Genomic DNA, 18,962 nt, shown 5'->3' with positions numbered 1-18,962 from the left:
TACCTCTTACTGGTTGGCTTTCGCCTGAACGGTTGCGATGGTTGCAGGAGTCGGACGCTCCGCTTTCGGGGTAGCATACCAGTAACCCCAGCCCATAAATACAACACCAGAAAGGGTATTGCCAAGCGTTACCCACAGCAGGTTATGACCAATGCCTGACAGCGTGTACGCTTCGCTGTGATGGCCGAACCAGGAGAGCGCAAACAGAGTCATGTTGGCAACGGAGTGCTCGTAGCCGGAGGCGATGAAGGCCAGCAGACACCACCAGATAGCGATAAATTTCGCTGCGCCTTCAGTACGGACTGCCATCCAGATTGCCAGACACACCAGCCAGTTACAGAGCGCGCCTTTAAAGAACAGAACCATGGCCGGAGCGGTGGTTTTTGCCAGCGCGGCGGTGTGAATGAGGCTGGTATCCACCGGCAGCAGGCTACCGCCACCCCAGCTGTACAGCAGGGCAACGAACACCGAGCCGACCAGATTACCGAGCCAGGTTTGCGGCAGAATCGCCCACATCTGACCCTGGGTGATCGTGCCCGCTTTAACACCGAATGTCAGGAACATGGTGTGACCGGTGAACAGCTCAGAACCGGCGATGATCACCAGGGTTAACGCGATGCCAAAGGTCGCTCCCATCACCAGCGGACGCACGGAGGGATCGAGCAGGTTACCGAGGGTGAAAATTAAAATAATCCCCAGACCGACATAGGCCCCCGCCATCGCGGAACTGACCCAAAAGCCGAGAGGACTCTCTTTACTGAGACGTGCGATACGCGCAGCATTAGCCGCACACTTATTAATAGTGTCTGTAAACATATGATTATCCTGATTAATAGAAATAAAACAAAAACGAAATAAAAATAAAATAGCGGGGGCATTGCACCCCCGTTTCAATTAGCCTCGCAGCTGCACCTTGCCGTCTTTCACACGAACGTCATAGTGCTTAACAGAGTGGCTTTCATCTTCCATACAGTGGCCGTCGCTCAGACGAAAGCGCTGCTTTTTCAGCGGGCTGGCAACCCACAGCTCACCCTGATGTTCGGCGATAAGGCCGCGTGACAGGACGCTGGCCTCAAAGAACGGGTCGATATTGCTGATCGCAAAAACCTGTTCATCCTGGCGCGGACGGAAAATGGCGACCTGCTCATGACCCAGCAGCGCACACACGCCGGTAGCGGGCAGGATGTCGTCGATTTTGCAGATGTTTACCCACTGGCTCATGCGTTTTCCTCCACCAGAGTGACCGGAATACGTTCATACGGCGTGGCCGGGCGATGTTGCTCGCGCTCTGGCACAATCTGAACGCTCGGATCGCGCTGGGTGCTGTTGATAAAGTGTTTGAAGCGAACCTGTGCCGCCGGGGTGTTGACGGTTTCAGTCCATTCGCAAATCACGGCGTCACGCAGGCGCGCCATCTCTTCTTCCAGCGTCGCGTTCAGGCCGAGTTTGTCATCGATGATGACCGACTTCAGGTAGTCGATGCCGCCTTCCAGGTTATCAAGCCACGGTGCGGTACGGGTCAGTTTGTCGGCGGTACGGATGTAGAACATCATGAAACGGTCGAGATAGTTAAGCAGTGTTTCACGGTCAAGATCCGCGGCCAGCAGATCCGCGTGGCGTGGTTTCATCCCACCGTTACCGCACACGTACAGGTTCCAGCCTTTTTCGGTGGCGATGATACCCACATCTTTACCCTGTGCTTCGGCACATTCACGGGTACAGCCAGAGACACCGAACTTCATTTTGTGCGGGGTACGGATGCCTTTGTAGCGGTTTTCCAGTTCCACGCCGAAGCCGACGCTGTCGCCCACGCCGTAACGGCACCAGGTGCTGCCGACGCAGGTTTTGGCCATCCGCAGCGCTTTAGCATACGCATGACCAGTTTCGAAGCCCGCTTCAATCAGCTGACGCCAGATTTCCGGCAGATCGTCTTTTTGCGCGCCGAACAGGCCGATACGCTGAGAACCGGTAATTTTGGTGTACAGGTTGAATTCACGCGCCACGCGACCTACTGCCACCAGCCCTTCCGGGGTGATTTCGCCGCCAGCAGAACGTGGGATCACTGAGTAAGTACCGTCTTTCTGGATGTTAGCCAGGAAGTTGTCGTTGGTATCCTGCAACGGTGTGTGCTGCGGTTTGAGAACGTACTCATTCCAGCAGGAGGCCAGCAGCGAGCCGACGGTTGGTTTACACACTTCACAGCCATAGCCCTGGCCGTGTTTTTCCAGCAGCTCGTCGAAGGATTTAATGCCTTCGACGCGGATCAGATGGTACAGCTCCTGGCGAGAGTAGGCGAAGTGCTCACACAGGTTGTGGCTGACTTCGATACCCTGTTTCGCCAGCTCGGCGTTGAGCACCTGGGTTACCAGCGGGATACAGCCCCCGCAGCCGGTACCGGCTTTGGTCGCGGCCTTCAGGGCGGCAACGGTGTGGCACCCTTTGTTGATGGCAGAGACCAGCATGCCTTTGGTGACATCGAAGCAGGAACAAATCTGCGCGCTATCCGGCAGTTTATCGACGCCGATAGACGGCTTACCACCAGCAGCATGGGCGGGCAGGATCAGCGCGTCCGGGTTTTCTGGCAGTTCAATGGCGTTCAGCACCAGCTGCAGCAGGTTGCCGAAATCACTGGTATCACCGACCAGCACCGCGCCGAGCAGGATTTTGTTGTCTTCACTGACGATCAGACGTTTATAAACTTCTTTGTTCTCGTCGAGGTAAACGTAGCTGCGAGATTTTGGTGTGCGACCGTGTGCATCGCCAATACCGCCTACGTCAACCCCCAGCAGTTTCAGCTTGGCGCTCATGTCTGCGCCTTCAAAGGCGTTTTCATTGCCGAGGATATGGTCAACGGCAACCTGCGCCATTTTGTAGCCAGGGGCGACCAGACCGTAAACGTGGTTTTCCCAGCTGGCGCATTCGCCGATCGCGTAGATATCCGGATCGGAGGTCTGGCAGGTGGAATTAATGGTGATGCCGCCGCGCTGGGCAACGGTCAGACCGCACTGGGTGGCCAGCTTGTCGCGTGGGCGAATACCGGTAGAGAAGACGATAAAGTCAACTTCCAGCTCGCTGCCGTCGGCAAAGCGCATGGTTTTGCGGCCTTCGGTGCCTTCCTGAACGATCTCTTTGGTGTTTTTGCTGGTGTGAACTTTCACACCCATGCTTTCAATTTTGCGTTTGAGCTGATCGCCACCCATGTGGTCAAGCTGCTCGGCCATCAGCATCGGGGCAAATTCGATGACGTGGGTTTCAACGCCTAAATTCTTCAGCGCGCCGGCCGCTTCCAGACCGAGCAGACCGCCGCCGACCACCGCGCCGCGTTTGCTGCGACGGGCGCAGGACTCGATGGCGTTGAGATCTTCAATGGTGCGATAAACGAAGCAATCCTGAGTTTCGGAACCCTTGATCGGTGGGATCCACGGGTAAGAGCCCGTCGCCATAATCAGCTTGTCGTAAAAAACCGTGCGTCCCGCACTGGAATGGATCACTTTTTCCTGACGGTTAATGGTGATAGCGCGTTCGCCCACCAGTACCTTCACGCCATGCTTCTCGTAAAAACCTTCGCGTACCAGAGAGAGCTCTTCGGCGGTATGGTGTGAGAAGTAGGAGGAGAGGTGCACGCGGTCGTACGCCTTGCGGGGTTCTTCACAGAACACGGTAATATCGAACTGGGTAGCGTCGGCTTTATCGAGAAGGTCCTCAATAAAGCGGTGACCGACCATGCCGTTACCGATGATAGCGAGTCTGACTTTGCTCATTTTTGCCTCGATTTCTTTTCTATTACTGCCTACCTTAACGATTCAGCAACGGCGCTTATTGATGTAAATCAATTCAGCCCGCAACTACTCCCTAAGGAGTATATTGCTGATTTGTCAGGGTTTTTATAAGTAGCGGAAATGGCAGGCTTTTCAGGAATGCTATTTTGCATACAAATTAGGCGGCTTATTAATCGATATGCATACTCCTCTTTATTTAAGGAGCAATTTGGAGGAGGCCGCAGAAGCGGCCTCTTTTCAGACGGGGATCGAGAAGCGGATCAATGAGAGGTGGCAGCGACCGTATGCTGACGATGGCGGGTGACGAAACCGAGCACCAGGCACATAACGAACACCACGGCATACAGACCGTTTGCGGTGTGCAGCGCCGCCAGCGGACCGCTGTGCGCCACAATCGGGCCGGTGACCACGAAGGTCAGCATGGTGCCAATGGTGCCGCAAGTCAGGACAAAGTTAACCAGCTTCGGCGAGGCCACTTTCGTCTGCAGAGAGCCCAGGGTAATGAGCGAGGTATAAATGGCGCTGGAGAAAAAGCCGAGCGTCATGATGAACCACGGCATCTGCTCTGCGGAGCCGTTGATAAACAGGTACATCAGCACGGTTGCCGCACCCGCCAGTACGGTGAGGATCCGCTGCAGGTCGAAGTAGCGCAGGATAAAACTGAATGCCCACATACCGAACATGTAAGACATCCAGAAATCACTCACCAGCTGACCGGCATCGTTCAGGCTCATGCCCAGCCCTTTCGCATACTCCGGAACCCAGGAAATAAAGCCCAGCTGGCCGAGGATGTAGCACAGGGCGGCGACCGACAGGAACAGCACGCCGATCCCCCATTTCTCTTTCACCACCGGGTTGTCGGCCTGCACTGCTTTTTTGCCGAGCACCGGGAATTCACAGCCGAAGGTCAGCACAAAAATGGCCACGTACACCAGGCCGATGCTGGCATACACCCAGTACCACTCGATGCTGCGCGCCAGCAAAACGGCGGCGACCATCGGGAAGATCATCCCCGCCATGCTGAAGAAGGAGTCGGTGAACAGCAGGCGTGCGCCGCGCTGACGCCCTTCATACATATGGGTAATGAGGAAGGTGCCGATCGACATGGTGATCCCGCTGACCAGCCCGAGCACGAACATAGCGGCGGAGAACAGGGCGATGCTGTGGCTGAGCATCAGTCCTGCAACCGCGGCGACCATCAGCACAAAGCCAAAACGCAGCTGCGTTTTCAGGGGAACGATCTCCATCAGCCAGGCGTTGAGGAAGATAGAGATCAAGATCCCGGCGTTAAGAAAGGTAAAGGTATTACTCATGCTGGAAACGGGCAGGTTGAAATAATCTGCGATATTTCCCATCACCATCCCGGTGACGATCACCAACGCACCGGTAAGGGCGTAGGAAAAGAAGCTGATCCATGTGAGCTTGATACGATTGCTGTTAGTCATGACTGGCCTGTGAATAGAAATGTAAAGCGCGTTGACGGCGCTGAGAACGGCCAGATTTTAGTCGTGAATGTGATCTAATTAAATCTTTTATGAGAAATTAAATAACAATTGCAGTAGTGAGTGTGATTAATGTCGCATCGTAATCGCGCGCATTCCTTCGCCGGACGGTTACATCTGTTTCAAATTGGTAAAATTAGGTAAATGGCTGGCCTATGCCCATACTGCTCTTTAGAATCAAGCCACTCGCTTTCTTTACTGCGCTTTGTTAAGGAATTCTCATGCTCAAATCAACCCTGGCGGCTGTCGCGGCTGTACTTGCCTTATCTGCTCTTTCTCCTGCTGCGCTGGCAGCCAAAGGAGACCCGCACGTTCTGCTGACCACCTCTGCGGGTAATATTGAGCTGGAACTGGATAGCCAGAAAGCTCCCGTTTCTGTGAAAAACTTCCTCGACTACGTTAACAGCGGTTTTTATAACAACACCACATTCCACCGCGTGATCCCGGGCTTTATGCTGCAGGGCGGTGGGTTCAACGAGCAGATGCAGCAGAAGCAGCCGAACCCGCCAATCAAAAACGAAGCGGATAACGGCCTGCGCAATACGCGTGGCACCATCTCTATGGCGCGTACTGCCGACAAAGACAGCGCGACCAGCCAGTTCTTCCTCAATGTGGCGGATAACGCCTTCCTCGACCACGGCCAGCGTGATTTTGGCTATGCGGTATTTGGTAAAGTTGTGAAAGGCATGGACGTGGCCGATAAAATCTCTCAGGTGCAGACCCATAACGTCGGCCCTTACCAGAATGTCCCTACAAAACCGGTAGTTATCCTCTCTGCTAAGGTTCTGCCTTAATCATTGAATACGCGGGCATCCGTTGTCCGCGTTGCCTTTTCCTCCCTGCGAAACCGCAGTTTGCTGCTTATACTTGTGGCAACACGGGCCCATTCAGGGAGGTAAAAGATGAAAAAGCTCACTGACAAGCAAAAATCCCGTCTCTGGGAACAGCAGCGTAACGCAAATTTTCAGGCCAGTCGGCGTCTTGAAGGTGTTGATAGCGCGCTAATTACGCTCAGCGCAGACGATGCGCAGGTGCGCCTTGAGGAACTCAGGAGGCACTATGAGCGATAAATTTGGCAATGGCCGCGATCCTTACCTCTATCCCGGGCTGAACGTGATGCGTAACCGGCTGGGCATTCGTCAGGCCGAGCGCCTTGCGCAGGCGGCGTATGAATTAACTGCCCTGCGCGCCGCGACCTTGACCCTGGGGCCACCTTCACGCGGTTTGCCGCACCTCTGCGCTCTGCATCAGCACCTGTACCAGGACATTTTTGACTGGGCGGGCGATATCCGTGAGATCGACATTTATCAAGGTGATACCCGATTCTGCCACTTTGCCTATATCGAAAAAGAGGGCAACGCCCTGATGCAGGATTTGGAAGACGAGTCATACCTCGTCGGGCTGGCGAAAGAGCCCTTCATAAATCGTCTCAGCCATTACTATTGTGAAATTAACGTCCTGCATCCGTTCCGCATTGGTAACGGCATTGTGCAGCGCATTTTCTTTGAGCAGCTGGCGATCCACGCGGGCTATCAGCTCGACTGGCGCGGCATTGAGCCGGATGACTGGGCGCAGGCCAATCAGAGCGGGGCGATGGGGGATCTGAGCGCGCTCAATACAATCTTCAGCAAAGTGGTGAGCGAAGCACGGGAAACTGAGTAGAATAGGGCGGCCATTTTTCGGGAGCCGCCATGATTCTGCTGATTGATAACTACGATTCCTTCACCTGGAACTTATACCAGTATTTCTGTGAACTCGGTGCCGAGGTTATCGTCCGGCGTAACGATGCGCTGTCGCTGGCGGACATCGCGGCGTTGAACCCGAACAAAATTGTGATCTCCCCCGGCCCCTGTACCCCGGATGAATCCGGCATCTCGCTGGCTGCAATCCGCCACTATGCCGGTAAGCGACCGATTCTTGGCGTCTGCCTGGGTCATCAGGCGATTGGCCAGGCGTTTGGCGCGACGATTGTTCGCGCGGCCAAAGTGATGCACGGCAAAACTTCCCCGGTGACGCACACGGGCACAGGTGTATTCTGTGGCCTGAATAATCCCCTGACCGTCACCCGCTATCACTCGCTGGTGATTGACCCACCAACCTTACCGGATTGCTTCGAGGTGACCGCCTGGAGCGAGACCCGTGAGATTATGGGCATCCGCCATCGTGAATGGGATCTGGAAGGTGTGCAGTTTCATCCGGAAAGCATTCTCAGCGAACAGGGCCACCAGCTGCTGGCTAATTTCCTCAATCGTTGATTTTTAGTTGCCATAAAGTGATTTTTTAAGCATATTTCGTGATTATATTTTCACTTCTGCTTCTTGCTTAAAAAAGGGTGGGGTTACATGGCAACTGAACAATCTGCAATTACGCGCGCGACATTCGATGAAGTCATTCTGCCGATTTATGCACCGGCTGAGTTTATCCCGGTAAAGGGAAAGGGCAGCAAGGTCTGGGATCAGCAGGGTAAAGAGTATATTGATTTCGCAGGCGGTATTGCGGTGACGGCGTTAGGCCACTGCCACCCGGCGCTGGTTGAGGCACTCAAAACTCAGGGTGAAACCCTGTGGCACACCAGTAACGTGTTTACCAATGAACCCGCGCTGCGTCTGGGCCGTAAAATTATCGATGCCACCTTTGCCGAGCGCGTGCTGTTTATGAACTCCGGTACGGAAGCGAACGAAACGGCCTTCAAGCTGGCGCGCTACTATGCCTCCACGCGCCACAGTCCGTATAAAAGTAAAATCATCGCCTTCCATAACGCCTTCCACGGTCGTTCGTTGTTCACGGTCTCCGTGGGCGGTCAGCCAAAATATTCCGATGGCTTTGGCCCGAAACCGGCAGATATTATCCACGTGCCGTTTAACGATCTGCATGCCGTTAAAGCGGTGATGGACGATCACACCTGTGCGGTGGTGGTTGAACCAATTCAGGGTGAGGGCGGCGTGATGGCGGCGACCCCGGAATTCCTGCAAGGGCTGCGCGAGTTGTGCGACCAGCATCAGGCGCTGCTGGTGTTTGATGAAGTCCAGAGCGGGATGGGGCGCACCGGGGATCTGTTTGCCTACATGCACTATGGCGTGACGCCGGATATTCTGACCAGCGCCAAAGCGCTGGGCGGCGGCTTCCCGGTAAGCGCGGTGCTCACCACCCAGGACATTGCCTCGGCGTTCCACGTGGGCTCCCATGGTTCCACCTACGGCGGTAACCCGCTGGCCTGCGCGATCGCCGGCGCGGCGTTCGATATCATTAATACGCCGGCAGTGCTGAGCGGCGTGAACAACAAGCGCGAGCAGTTTGTGCAGCATCTCCAGCAGATCGACGCGCAATACGATGTCTTTAGCGACATTCGCGGTATGGGGCTGTTGATTGGTGCCGAGCTGAAACCGCAATACCAGGGGCGGGCGCGCGATTTCCTGCATGCGGCGGCAAATGCCGGGGTGATGGTGCTCAACGCCGGGCCGGACGTGATGCGCTTTGCGCCATCACTGGTGGTGGAAAGCCAGGATATCGATGAAGGGATGAATCGCTTTGCCCAGGCGGTGAAGCACGTCGTTCAGGCATAGCAGCCAGTTAATAGGGCGTGCGTTTCAGGCGCCGGGTTAACCAGATGCCGTGCTGCGGGCGCTGACGCCAGGCCACTGACGAAATGGTGTGCATGGTGTTCAGATGCCCCAGTACGCGCTGGAGATGCTGTTCCAGCGTGCTCATCGGACCGTACGTCAGGGTTTCCGGTGCTTCCAGGATATTCTCATCGCCGCTTTCACCGGCTGAATCATACTCCAGACGCTGCTGGCAGCGCTGAAGGGCGATTTCACACGACTGCAGATAACGCTGGGCCAGGTCTGGGGTCAGCATCGTATGTTCCCGCGCCAAAGTGGTCATCGCGTTGATATGTTCGACGATAAACTGGCTGTGGGTAACCCACAGCTTCATATCTGCCAGATAAGCCGAGTTAAAACCGGGCTCCAGCATCGCCTGATTCAGTGAGTTGAACAGGGCATTGTGCGCCTGATTTACCTTCATACGCTGCCAGGCAAGCGGCGTCGGCTGCGGATCGTCACTGAGGATCAGCCGAATTGCCTCCTGGTCCGCCTCCAGCGCATCGTGAGCATTCTGGCGCAACAGCCCGCTTTGCCACTGCGGCCACAGCCACACCATCCCGCCAAAGGCAATCAGACAGCCAATCAGGGTATCGACCAGCCGGGCGATAATATACTGATCGCCATTCAGGGTGAGCAGTTGCAGGGTATATACCGCCGTGACCGTAAAGCCTACCATCGCCCAACCGTAGTTCTTGCGGATAAACAGGTAGCTCACCAGCGTAATGACCAGCATCCCCGCCAGCGTAAATCCTTCCGCCACGTGAAAGTGCAGGGCGACACCCGCGATGATCAGCCCCGCCAGCGTGCCGCCCGCCCGGTGCAGGATGCGTACCCGCGTGGCGCCATAGCCGTTTTGCGTGACGAACAGCACCGTCATCAGGATCCAGTAAGGTTTAGGCAGGTGCAGTGCTACGCCCATCAGGCTGGCGATACTCAGCATTACGCTGATACGTGCAGCGTTACGCAGGGCGGCGGATTTCAGCGACAGATAGCTTCTCAGGGCGGGGATCAGCGGCAGGCGCTTCTGCTTATCTGCCATCAAATCGCGCGGGTAAAGTGGGCGCTGGGTCCGCAGCACGCGGGCAATGCGGCTGAAGTGCCAGGCGCAGAACTGGCCCACCGGGTTATCCGGATGCTGACGGGCGATTTTCTCCAGCGCGCCAAGCTGCTTGTCCATCGTGAAACGGGTGGGGTAGCGGTGATACAAAATATCGTCCGCCAGTACCCGTAGCCGGGCGGCGACCGTCTGGGCATTCCAGCGCAGCACCGATTCCGCGTGGCTGCGCTCGACCAGCTTTTGCACCTCATGCGGGTGGTGCAGGCTGACGGAGATATGCTCCTGCAGATCGAGTCCCACCTGGAAGACGCGCAGCAGGCGCTTGTATTCATGATTTTTATTGGCCGCCAGCATGTGCAACTGCTGGTAGCACTGGCTAATCAGGTCAACGACCTTCTGCTGACGGGCCAGCAGCGGCGGTAACGACTTTTCGGGATCGGTGTGCTGCGTCAGCAGGGTGTATTTCGCTTCGCAATAATCCGCAAGTTGTTGGTAGAGCAGGCTGAGCGACTCGCGTAGCGGCTGTTCGCGCCACATCCAGAACCAGAACCAGTTGAACAACCCGTACCACAGGGTGCCCAGGGCATAGATCAGTAACGGTTCCCAGACCGGCATGTTCCCCGCCAGGCTCAGAGTAAAGATGGCGGCAATCAGCGAGGCGGGCAGTAGTCGCGCATGCAGGGAGCTTAACTCCGCCGTCACGCCTAGCGTCATCGCCAGTACGGTCAAGATGAGCGGCAGCGGGATATCTTGTGCCAGTAAAAGCTGTACGGCCAGGCTACAGCCAGCAAACAGTGTACCGCCAACGATCAGGCGTTTGAAAAAGCGTTTATGTGGGGTGTCGAGCCCCGCGATGTTGCAGCAGGCAGGAACGAGAGAGAAGAGCAGACCTTGTTGCAGATGGCCCAGGATCAAACCCACAGCCACAGGGAGACACAGCACCAGGGTTTGCCGCAGTGCGTAGTTAACTTCCGGGTGATAAATGAGTCTGCGCCACATGGGTGAGAGAGACAAAAACGGCGTGCCACCTTGCGATGTCACGCCGTTTAAGCGGGATTAACGCGTTCCGTAGACCACGATGGTTTTACCGTGGGCAGAGATCAGGTTTTGGTCTTCCAGCATTTTCAGGATACGACCGACTGTCTCACGAGAACATCCGACGATCTGACCAATTTCCTGACGGGTGATTTTAATTTGCATACCGTCCGGGTGGGTCATGGCGTCTGGCTGTTTCGCCAGGTTCAACAGGGTCTGAGCGATACGGCCGGTAACATCCAGGAAGGCGAGGTTACCCACTTTCTCAGACGTGATCTGCAGACGGCGAGCCATCTGCGAAGAGAGACGCATCAGGATATCCGGGTTAACCTGGATCAGCTGGCGGAACTTCTTATAGGAGATCTCTGCCACTTCACACGCGGTTTTCGCACGAACCCAGGCGCTACGCTCCTGACCTTCTTCAAACAAGCCCAGCTCGCCGATGAAATCTCCCTGATTCAGGTAAGAGAGGATCATCTCTTTGCCTTCTTCATCTTTGATCAGCACTGCTACTGAGCCTTTGACGATGTAATACAACGTTTCCGCTTTTTCACCCTGGTGAATCAGCGTGCTCTTCGATGGGTACTTATGAATATGGCAATGAGACAAGAACCATTCGAGAGTCGGGTCTGTTTGCGGTTTGCCAAGCACCATGCGCTGTTATCCTCTGTTATAAGCTATCTCCAGAGCCAGGATGTGCACCTTTTACTCTGGGGTTGCAATCGAATTCTTCCCCGTACCTGGGAAACTGGCTGTCACAAAATTAGCAGCCTGTAATGTGTGATGTCCTCTGCATACATGTGTAACGTCAATGTATTACTGTAGCATCTCGACTGTTTTAGCATAGGTTTTGCTGCGTGTCTCCTGGTGTCTCGCTTCAGCTTGATGCAGGTCGCCTTCCGTTGCCAGAATTGTTACTGGCGCGTAATCTGTCATGAAAAATGCAAACCTGGAGTGAATAAAATGCAAGCGCGTGTTAAATGGGTTGAAGGGTTAACGTTCCTCGGCGAGTCCGCTTCGGGACACCAGATTTTGATGGATGGCAACTCCGGTGACAAAGCGCCAAGTCCAATGGAAGTAGTGCTGATGGCGGCGGGGGGATGCAGCGCAATCGACGTAGTATCGATCCTGCAAAAAGGGCGTCACGATGTGACCGACTGCGAAGTAAAACTGACGTCAGAACGTCGTGAAGAAGCGCCGCGTTTGTTCACCCATATCAATCTGCACTTCCTGGTGACCGGCAAAGAGCTGAAAGATGCGGCGGTATCCCGTGCGGTTGACCTGTCGGCTGAGAAGTATTGCTCCGTGGCGCTGATGCTGGAAAAAGCAGTAAAAATCACGCATTCGTATGAAGTGATCGAGGCATAAGTTCTGGGTAAAGTGCCGGGCGGCACTTCGTTTGCCCGGCCTACGGATCCTGTAGGCCCGGTAAGCGCAGCGCCACCGGGCAAAAAGCCTCAGGCGATTTTCTTCCCTTCCATCAACCGCTGCACCAGTGGCGTCATAATCAACTCCATCGCCAGCACCATCTTCCCGCCCGGCACCACCAGTGTATTCATGTGTGAAATGAATGAACCCTGCAGCATGGCCAGTAGCCAGGGGTAATCAATCTCTTCCAGATTGCGGAAATGAATCACCACAAAACTCTCATCCAGCGAAGGTATCGCTTTTGCCGCAAACGGGTTGGAGGTATCCACCGTCGGGACGCGCTGGAAGTTAATGTGGGTACGTGAAAACTGCGGAGTGAGGAAGTTAATGTAATCTTCCATGGATCGCACCACCGAATCCATCACCGCTTCTCGGGAATGCCCGCGCTCGCTGGTATCGCGTGTCAGCTTCTGGATCCACTCCAGATTAACAATGGGTACCACACCCACCAGCAGATCAACATGGCGTGCCACGTCGTGCTGCGGCGTGACGACACCACCGTGTAACCCCTCATAAAACAGCACATCGGTGGGTTCCGGTAGCGGCTGCCACGGCGTAAAGGTGCCCGGCACCTGGTTCCACGGTACGGCTTCGTCATAGGTGTGCAGATATTTGCGCGCATGGCCTGTACCGCTGCGCCCGTACTCGGCGAAGGTTTGCTCCAGCAGGCCAAAGTCGTTGGCATCCGGGCCAAAGTAGCTGATGTGTTTGCCTAAATCTCGGGCCTTGCGGATGGCCATATCCATTTCAGGGCGGGTGTAGCGATGAAAACTGTCGCCTTCGACTTCCGCTGCCTGGAGGTGAAGCTGGGAGAATATCTTGCGAAAGGCGAGGCTGGTGGTGGTGGTTCCCGCACCACTGGACCCTGTAACGGCGATAACCGGATGTCTGGCGGACATAGCAACTCCCTGGATGGCAAGAGGGGGCGATCAGTCGCGAAACTGACCGCGAGGCATAATATTCACCGTTTCGTGCAGTTCTGACCACACCAGCACGGCTTCACCGCTTTTGAGCTGCTGTTTAACATCGGCGACTTTCATCTCAAGCGAGCGTTCATGTTCACCATAATCGGTGCCCTCGCGCAAGACAAAGCTTTCAATCAGATTATCCAGCGTGTCGGGAGGCAGATCCTGCCAGGGAATGATCATGATTTGGTTTCCAGATAGGTGCTGAGCCAGTCCGGGATGCGCGTTTCCAGCCACATCTTTGGACGGCGCAGGGTACCGCCGACAAAACCCACGTGCCCGCCGTTCTCGGTTAACTGATACTGCACGCTAGCCGGTAAATGCTCAGGTGCCGGGATGGAGTGATGATCCATAAAGGGATCGTCTTTGGCATGGATAATCAGCGTGGGCCGGGTGATTTGATTCAGTAACGGCATGGCGCTGCACTGGCGATAGTAATCAATCGCGTCGGTAAAACCGTGGATCTTCGCGGTGATCAGGTCGTCAAACTCGCGAAGTCTGCGCATGCGCTTAATTTGCTGCAGATTTACTGGCAGCGACTGCGGATAAGCCTTCAGTTTACGTAGGGCGTTCGCCTTCAGCAGATTCAGCAGGTAGTGCTGATAAACGCGGGAGAAGCCTTTCTCCATATGATAGCTGCACTGTTCCAGCATAAACGGTGCAGAGACAATGGCGGCGGCATCCAGTGGAACATTATCGCCCTCTTTCGCCAGCAGACAGGCCAGCATGTTACCGCCGAGTGAGAACCCTACTGCGGCGGTGGGTGCCGGGCGGAACGACCTCGCCAGCCAGTTTAAAAACCAGCGGCCGTCTTCGATTTCGCCGGAGTGGTAGATCCGCTTTTGCCGGTTTGGCTCCCCGCTGCAGCCGCGAAAGTGCATCACCACGCCTAACCAGTCACGCGCTTTTGCCGCCTGGATCAGGCCGTGGGCATAGGGGCTATGCAGGCTGCCTTCCAGACCATGAAAGACCACCAGCCGTGGTTTATGCTGCGCCTGCTGGGGATCTTCGCTCCAGGCCAAATCGACAAAGTCGTCATCCGGCAGCTCAAGGCGCTGCCAGTGGGGCGTGAATTGCAGTTTTCGGCGGATCAGGCGCGGCAGCATAGTTTGCAGATGACGATTCGCCACGCCGCGCATTGGGATGAATGTCGCGCTCTCTTCGGGGGCAAAATTAAAGTCTGAGGGGATTGTTTGAGTCATAGCGATGCGAGCATGCCCTCAAGCTGCTCCTGGGCGTCGAGCCAGGCCATTTCACACTCTTCGAGGCTGGATTTTGTTTTTGCCTGGCGCTGCAGACAGTCGGTCAGCTCCGCTTTGCGGCTCTGATCGTACAGCCCGCTGTCGCCGAGCTTCTCTTCAACCGTCGCCAACTGGGCGTGGAGTTTCTCCATCTCTTTTTCCAGACGGGTGATCTCCTTACGCAGCGGCTGGGTTTGCGTGCGCAGCTCCGCGTCCCGGCGCTTCTGATCTTTACGGCCCTGAGCGCTGTTGGCGTTGTCTTTTGCCCCGTCGGCAGGCTGGTTCTCCTGCTTCTGCACGTCGCTTAACCACTGCTGGTAATCTTCCAGATCGCCATCGAACGGCTCCACTTTGCCATCATGGACCAGATACAGATCGTCAGTGGTGGAGCGCAGCAGGTGACGGTCGTGCGAGACGACAACCAGCGCACCTTCAAACTCAATTAACGCTTCGGTCAACGCCTGGCGCATATCGAGATCAAGGTGGTTGGTCGGTTCATCGAGCAGCAGCAGGTTTGGGCGCTGCCAGACGATCAGCGCCAGCACCAGACGGGCTTTTTCGCCGCCGGAGAAGCGTTCGGTGTTTTCAGTCACCTTATCGCCCTGGAAGCCAAAACCGCCAAGGTAATCGCGCAGCTTCTGCTCCATCTCCTGCGGCGCCAGGCGCGCCAGGTGCTGAAGCGGGGACTCATCCGCGCGTAAAAACTCCAGCTGGTGCTGGGCGAAGTAACCCAGCTTGATGCCCTTCGCCAGGCCGATATCGCCGCTTACCGGGTTAAGCTCGCCCGCCAGCAGTTTAATCAGTGTGGATTTACCGGCACCGTTACGCCCGAGTAGGCCGATACGTGAACCCGGCACCAGGTTGAGCTTAATGGAGTCAAGGATGATGCGCTCGCCGTAGCCTGCGCTGACCTTTTCCATTTTCAGCAACGGATTCGGCAGGCTCTCTGGCTCGCGGAAGCTGAAATGGAACGGGTTATCGACGTGCGCCGGGGCGATCATCTCCATACGTTCCAGCATCTTAATGCGGCTCTGGGCCTGTTTCGCTTTCGACGCTTTCGCTTTAAAACGATCGACAAAGCTTTGCAGGTGCGCCACACGCTGCTGCTGGCTTTCGTACATCGCCTGCTGCTGGGAGAGACGCACCGCGCGCTGGCGTTCGAACGAGCTGTAGTTGCCGGTATATTCGAACATCGATTCCTGTTCGATATGAATAATTTTGTCTACCACCGGATCAAGGAAGTCACGGTCATGAGAGATCAGGATCAGCGTGCCTTGATAGCTTTTCAGCCACTTCTCCAGCCAGATCACCGCATCGAGATCGAGGTGGTTAGTTGGTTCATCGAGGAGCAGCAGGTCGGAGCGGCAGATCAGCGCCTGGGCAAGGTTCAGACGCATCCGCCAGCCACCGGAAAAATCGCTGACCGGACGTTCGAGCTGTTCGTTGCTAAAGCCCAGACCGTGCAGCAGCGTGGAGGCGCGCGAGCGAATAGTCCACGCATCGATAGCGTCCAGTTTGCCGTGGACGGTGGCAATGGCGTGCCCATCGTTGCGCTCATTGGCGGCATTCAGCTCTGCCTCGAGCTTGCGGTACTCCCGATCGCCGTCAATAACATAATCCATCGCCGGTACGCTCAGGGCTGGGGTCTCTTGATTTACCCAGGCCAGCTGCCAGTTGCCGGGGTAGGTGAAGTTACCGCCATCCGCGCTGATCTCGTTTTTCAGCAGTGACAGCAACGTGGATTTACCGCAGCCGTTTTTACCCACCAGGCCCACTTTCTGGCCCGGGTTAATGGTGGCTGTCGCATTGTCCAGCAGGACGCGGACACCGCGCCGAATTTGTAATGAGGAGAAAACAATCATAGAGCGCCGTATGTTCAGACTATGTTAGGTTGTCATTATAATAAGGTTAAATATGCCGCCACGCGCCGCGTGGGTGTGCCATGGTAGCCCAAAATAACAGTGATGACGACCCGGGAGAGGAATGATGTCCCAGACAGCAAAAGTGCTGCTGCTGTATGCCCATCCGGAGTCTCAGGACTCGGTCGCCAACCGGGTTTTGCTTCAACCGGCATTACAGCTCAGTCATGTGACGGTGCACGATCTTTACGCGCACTACCCCGATTTTTTTATTGATATCCCGCGAGAACAGGAACTGCTGCGTCAGCACGACATCATCGTGTTCCAGCATCCACTTTATACCTATAGCTGCCCTGCGTTGCTGAAAGAGTGGCTTGACCGGGTGCTAAGCCGTGGTTTCGCCAGCGGTGTGGGGGGAAACCAACTGGCGGGAAAGTATTGGCGTAACGTTGTGACCACCGGTGAGCCAGAGAGTGCCTATCGCCACGACGGCCTTAACCGCTATTCGATGAACGACATTTTACGCCCGTTTGAACTGACTGCAGCAATGTGCCGTATGCACTGGATGAGCCCAATCATTATCTACTGGGCGCGTCGGCAGCAGCAGCAGGAGCTGTCCAGCCATGCCAAAGCCTACGGCGACTGGCTGGCATCACCCAACCTGACGGGAGGCGGCTGATGGAAGGTTCCGATCTGTTACTGGCGGGGGTGCTGTTCCTGTTCGCCGCCGTGGTGGCGGTGCCGATAGCCGCACGTCTGGGGATTGGCGCGGTGTTGGGGTATTTGCTGGCCGGTATTGCCATTGGCCCGTGGGGGTTGGGGTTTATCAGCGATGTAGACGAAATTCTGCACTTCTCTGAGCTTGGCGTCGTCTTCCTGATGTTTATTATCGGCCTCGAGCTGAATCCCGCGAAGCTCTGGCAGTTGCGCCGCTCCATCTTCGGCGTGGGTGCCGCACAGGTGTTGTGCAGCGCGGTGATCCTCGGCGGGCTGCTGATGCTGACCCAATTCTCATGGCAGGCGGCCGTGATTGGTGGGATTGGGCTGGCGATGTCCTCCACCGCGATGGCGCTCCAGTTGATGCGCGATAAAGGCATGAACCGCAGCGAAGCGGGGCAGTTGGGCTTTTCAGTGTTGCTGTTCCAGGATCTGGCGGTGATCCCGGCGCTGGCATTGGTCCCGCTGCTGGCGGGGTCGGGCGACGAGCACTTCGACTGGATGAAAATCGGCATCAAGGTGCTGGCATTTGCCGGCATGCTGGTGGGCGGGCGTTATCTGCTGCGTCCGGTGTTCCGCTTTATTGCGGCCTCGGGCGTGCGCGAAGTGTTTACCGCTGCCACACTGCTGCTGGTACTCGGGTCGGCGCTATTTATGGATGCGCTGGGGCTGTCGATGGCGCTCGGAACCTTTATTGCGGGCGTTCTGCTGGCAGAAAGTGAGTACCGGCACGAGCTGGAGATCGCTATCGATCCGTTTAAAGGGCTGCTGTTAGGGCTGTTCTTTATTTCGGTCGGCATGGCGCTGAACCTCGGCGTGCTTTATACCCACATCCTGTGGGTGGTGCTGAGCGTGGCAGTGCTGGTTGCGGTAAAAATGCTGGTGCTTTATGGGCTGGCTCGAGTGTATGGCCTGCGTCATTCGGAACGTGCGCAGTTTGCCGGTGTGTTGAGTCAGGGGGGAGAGTTCGCTTTTGTGCTCTTCTCCACAGCATCATCCCAGCGTCTGTTCCAGCATGATCAGATGGCGCTGCTGCTGGTGACCGTCACGCTGTCGATGATGACCACGCCGCTGGTGATGAAGCTCATTGATAAGCGCCTTGCTCGCCGTTTTAACGCCGCCGAAGATGAACATGAAGCGCCGTGGGTGGAAGATGACAAACCGCAGGTGATTGTGGTGGGTTTTGGCCGATTTGGTCAGGTGATTGGTCGCCTGCTGATGGCCAATAAAAAGCGTGTTACCGTGCTGGAGCGCGATATCAGTGCAGTGAATCTGATGCGCAAGTACGGCTATAAGGTGTATTACGGCGATGCCACACAGGTGGAACTGCTGCGATCGGCGGGGGCAGAGGCGGCGGAGTCTATCGTCATCACCTGTAACGAACCGGAAGACACCATGAAGCTGGTGGAGATTTGCCAGCAGCATTTTCCGCATCTGCATATTCTGGCTCGTGCGCGCGGGCGTGTCGAAGCACACGAGCTGCTGCAGGCCGGCGTGAAGCAGTTTACGCGTGAGACTTTCTCCAGTGCGCTGGAGCTGGGGCGCAAAACGTTAGTGACGCTGGGGATGCATCCGCATCAGGCCCAGCGTGCGCAACTGCACTTCCGTCGACTGGATATGCGCATGCTGCGCGAGCTGATGCCGGTGCATACCGATACGGTGCAAATATCTCGTGTACGGGAGGCCCGTCGTGAGCTTGAAGAGATTTTTCAACGTGAGATGCAGCAGGAACGTCGGCAGCTGGATGGTTGGGATGAATTTGAATAACGGGGTTGAA

The 18,962-nt window shown here is 56.0% G+C and carries 18 protein-coding genes; 8 read left to right on the top strand and 10 right to left on the bottom strand.

What is annotated here, in order from left to right; translation table 11 throughout:
* Positions 1-6 precede the first annotated feature (6 nt).
* From nirC to tsgA, 4 genes are all read right to left on the bottom strand, one after another.
* Entirely contained in the window at positions 7-816 is an 810-nt protein-coding gene (nirC, locus tag M8013_RS04065; protein ID WP_271266533.1) for a nitrite transporter NirC, read from the bottom strand.
* A gap of 78 nt (positions 817-894) precedes the next feature.
* Positions 895-1,221 carry a nitrite reductase small subunit NirD gene (nirD, locus tag M8013_RS04060; protein WP_271266532.1) on the bottom strand — a complete coding sequence of 109 codons (327 nt, stop codon included), beginning with the start codon at positions 1,219-1,221 and terminating at the stop codon, positions 895-897.
* Positions 1,218-3,761, bottom strand: coding sequence for a nitrite reductase large subunit NirB (gene nirB / locus M8013_RS04055; protein WP_271266531.1), 2,544 nt, complete (start codon positions 3,759-3,761; stop codon positions 1,218-1,220). Before nirB ends, nirD begins: the two co-directional genes overlap by 4 nt.
* A 278-nt stretch (positions 3,762-4,039) precedes the next feature.
* Positions 4,040-5,224: an MFS transporter TsgA gene (gene tsgA / locus M8013_RS04050; RefSeq protein WP_271266530.1), complete on the bottom strand. Its 1,185-nt coding sequence runs from the start codon at positions 5,222-5,224 to the stop codon at positions 4,040-4,042.
* A gap of 278 nt (positions 5,225-5,502) precedes the next feature.
* Between tsgA and ppiA the strand changes: the two genes are divergently transcribed.
* The 5 genes from ppiA to argD all read left to right on the top strand — a co-directional run bounded on the left by ppiA (position 5,503) and on the right by argD (position 8,844).
* A complete protein-coding gene (gene ppiA / locus M8013_RS04045; protein WP_271266529.1) occupies positions 5,503-6,075 on the top strand; it encodes a peptidylprolyl isomerase A in 573 nt (190 codons plus the stop codon).
* 108 nt (positions 6,076-6,183) lie between these two features.
* Positions 6,184-6,351 (top strand): YhfG family protein, encoded by a 168-nt coding sequence (locus tag M8013_RS04040; RefSeq protein ID WP_271266528.1) that lies wholly within the window; start codon positions 6,184-6,186, stop codon positions 6,349-6,351.
* A complete protein-coding gene (locus tag M8013_RS04035) occupies positions 6,341-6,943 on the top strand; it encodes a putative adenosine monophosphate-protein transferase Fic (RefSeq protein ID WP_271266527.1) in 603 nt (200 codons plus the stop codon). Before M8013_RS04040 ends, M8013_RS04035 begins: the two co-directional genes overlap by 11 nt.
* Before the next feature lie 29 nt (positions 6,944-6,972).
* Complete coding sequence (gene pabA / locus M8013_RS04030; protein ID WP_271266526.1) at positions 6,973-7,536, top strand: aminodeoxychorismate synthase component 2; 564 nt, start codon at positions 6,973-6,975, stop codon at positions 7,534-7,536.
* Positions 7,537-7,623: 87 nt separating this feature from the next.
* Positions 7,624-8,844, top strand: a complete 1,221-nt coding sequence (argD, locus tag M8013_RS04025; RefSeq protein ID WP_271266525.1) for a bifunctional acetylornithine/succinyldiaminopimelate transaminase — start codon at positions 7,624-7,626, stop codon at positions 8,842-8,844.
* A 7-nt stretch (positions 8,845-8,851) separates the two neighbouring features.
* Here argD and M8013_RS04020 read toward each other — a convergent pair whose 3' ends face one another.
* Positions 8,852-10,939: a YccS/YhfK family putative transporter gene (locus tag M8013_RS04020; RefSeq protein ID WP_271266597.1), complete on the bottom strand. Its 2,088-nt coding sequence runs from the start codon at positions 10,937-10,939 to the stop codon at positions 8,852-8,854.
* Between the two features lie 57 nt (positions 10,940-10,996).
* Positions 10,997-11,629 (bottom strand): cAMP-activated global transcriptional regulator CRP, encoded by a 633-nt coding sequence (crp, locus tag M8013_RS04015; RefSeq protein ID WP_039332728.1) that lies wholly within the window; start codon positions 11,627-11,629, stop codon positions 10,997-10,999.
* A 309-nt stretch (positions 11,630-11,938) separates the two neighbouring features.
* Here crp and M8013_RS04010 point away from each other — a divergent pair, with 309 nt between their 5' ends.
* On the top strand, positions 11,939-12,343 hold the full coding sequence (locus M8013_RS04010; RefSeq protein WP_271266524.1) for an OsmC family protein: 405 nt from the start codon (positions 11,939-11,941) through the stop codon (positions 12,341-12,343).
* Between the two features lie 89 nt (positions 12,344-12,432).
* Here the strand turns inward: M8013_RS04010 and M8013_RS04005 are convergent, their stop codons facing one another.
* The 4 genes from M8013_RS04005 to M8013_RS03990 are packed head-to-tail and all read right to left on the bottom strand — an operon-like array spanning position 12,433 to position 16,471.
* Positions 12,433-13,302 carry a phosphoribulokinase gene (locus M8013_RS04005; protein WP_271266523.1) on the bottom strand — a complete coding sequence of 290 codons (870 nt, stop codon included), beginning with the start codon at positions 13,300-13,302 and terminating at the stop codon, positions 12,433-12,435.
* Between the two features lie 30 nt (positions 13,303-13,332).
* Positions 13,333-13,551 (bottom strand): YheU family protein, encoded by a 219-nt coding sequence (locus tag M8013_RS04000; RefSeq protein ID WP_271266522.1) that lies wholly within the window; start codon positions 13,549-13,551, stop codon positions 13,333-13,335.
* Entirely contained in the window at positions 13,548-14,570 is a 1,023-nt protein-coding gene (locus tag M8013_RS03995) for a hydrolase (RefSeq protein ID WP_271266521.1), read from the bottom strand. Before M8013_RS03995 ends, M8013_RS04000 begins: the two co-directional genes overlap by 4 nt.
* Complete coding sequence (locus tag M8013_RS03990; RefSeq protein ID WP_271266520.1) at positions 14,567-16,471, bottom strand: ABC transporter ATP-binding protein; 1,905 nt, start codon at positions 16,469-16,471, stop codon at positions 14,567-14,569. The genes M8013_RS03995 and M8013_RS03990 overlap by 4 nt, the downstream gene beginning before the upstream one ends.
* Before the next feature lie 124 nt (positions 16,472-16,595).
* Here M8013_RS03990 and kefG point away from each other — a divergent pair, with 124 nt between their 5' ends.
* Both kefG and kefB read left to right on the top strand, forming a co-directional pair.
* Complete coding sequence (gene kefG, locus M8013_RS03985) at positions 16,596-17,147, top strand: glutathione-regulated potassium-efflux system ancillary protein KefG (RefSeq protein WP_472925657.1); 552 nt, start codon at positions 16,596-16,598, stop codon at positions 17,145-17,147.
* Positions 17,147-18,952, top strand: a complete 1,806-nt coding sequence (kefB, locus tag M8013_RS03980; RefSeq protein WP_271266518.1) for a glutathione-regulated potassium-efflux system protein KefB — start codon at positions 17,147-17,149, stop codon at positions 18,950-18,952. The genes kefG and kefB overlap by 1 nt, the downstream gene beginning before the upstream one ends.
* The last annotated feature ends 10 nt before the right edge of the window (positions 18,953-18,962 follow it).

The sequence above is a fragment of the Silvania confinis genome, assembly GCF_025564085.1.
In the GTDB taxonomy this organism is placed as follows: Bacteria; Pseudomonadota; Gammaproteobacteria; order Enterobacterales; family Enterobacteriaceae; genus Enterobacter; species Enterobacter confinis.
Note: the sequence above shows the minus strand (reverse complement) of the source record. Positions and strands in the feature narration are given on the sequence as shown.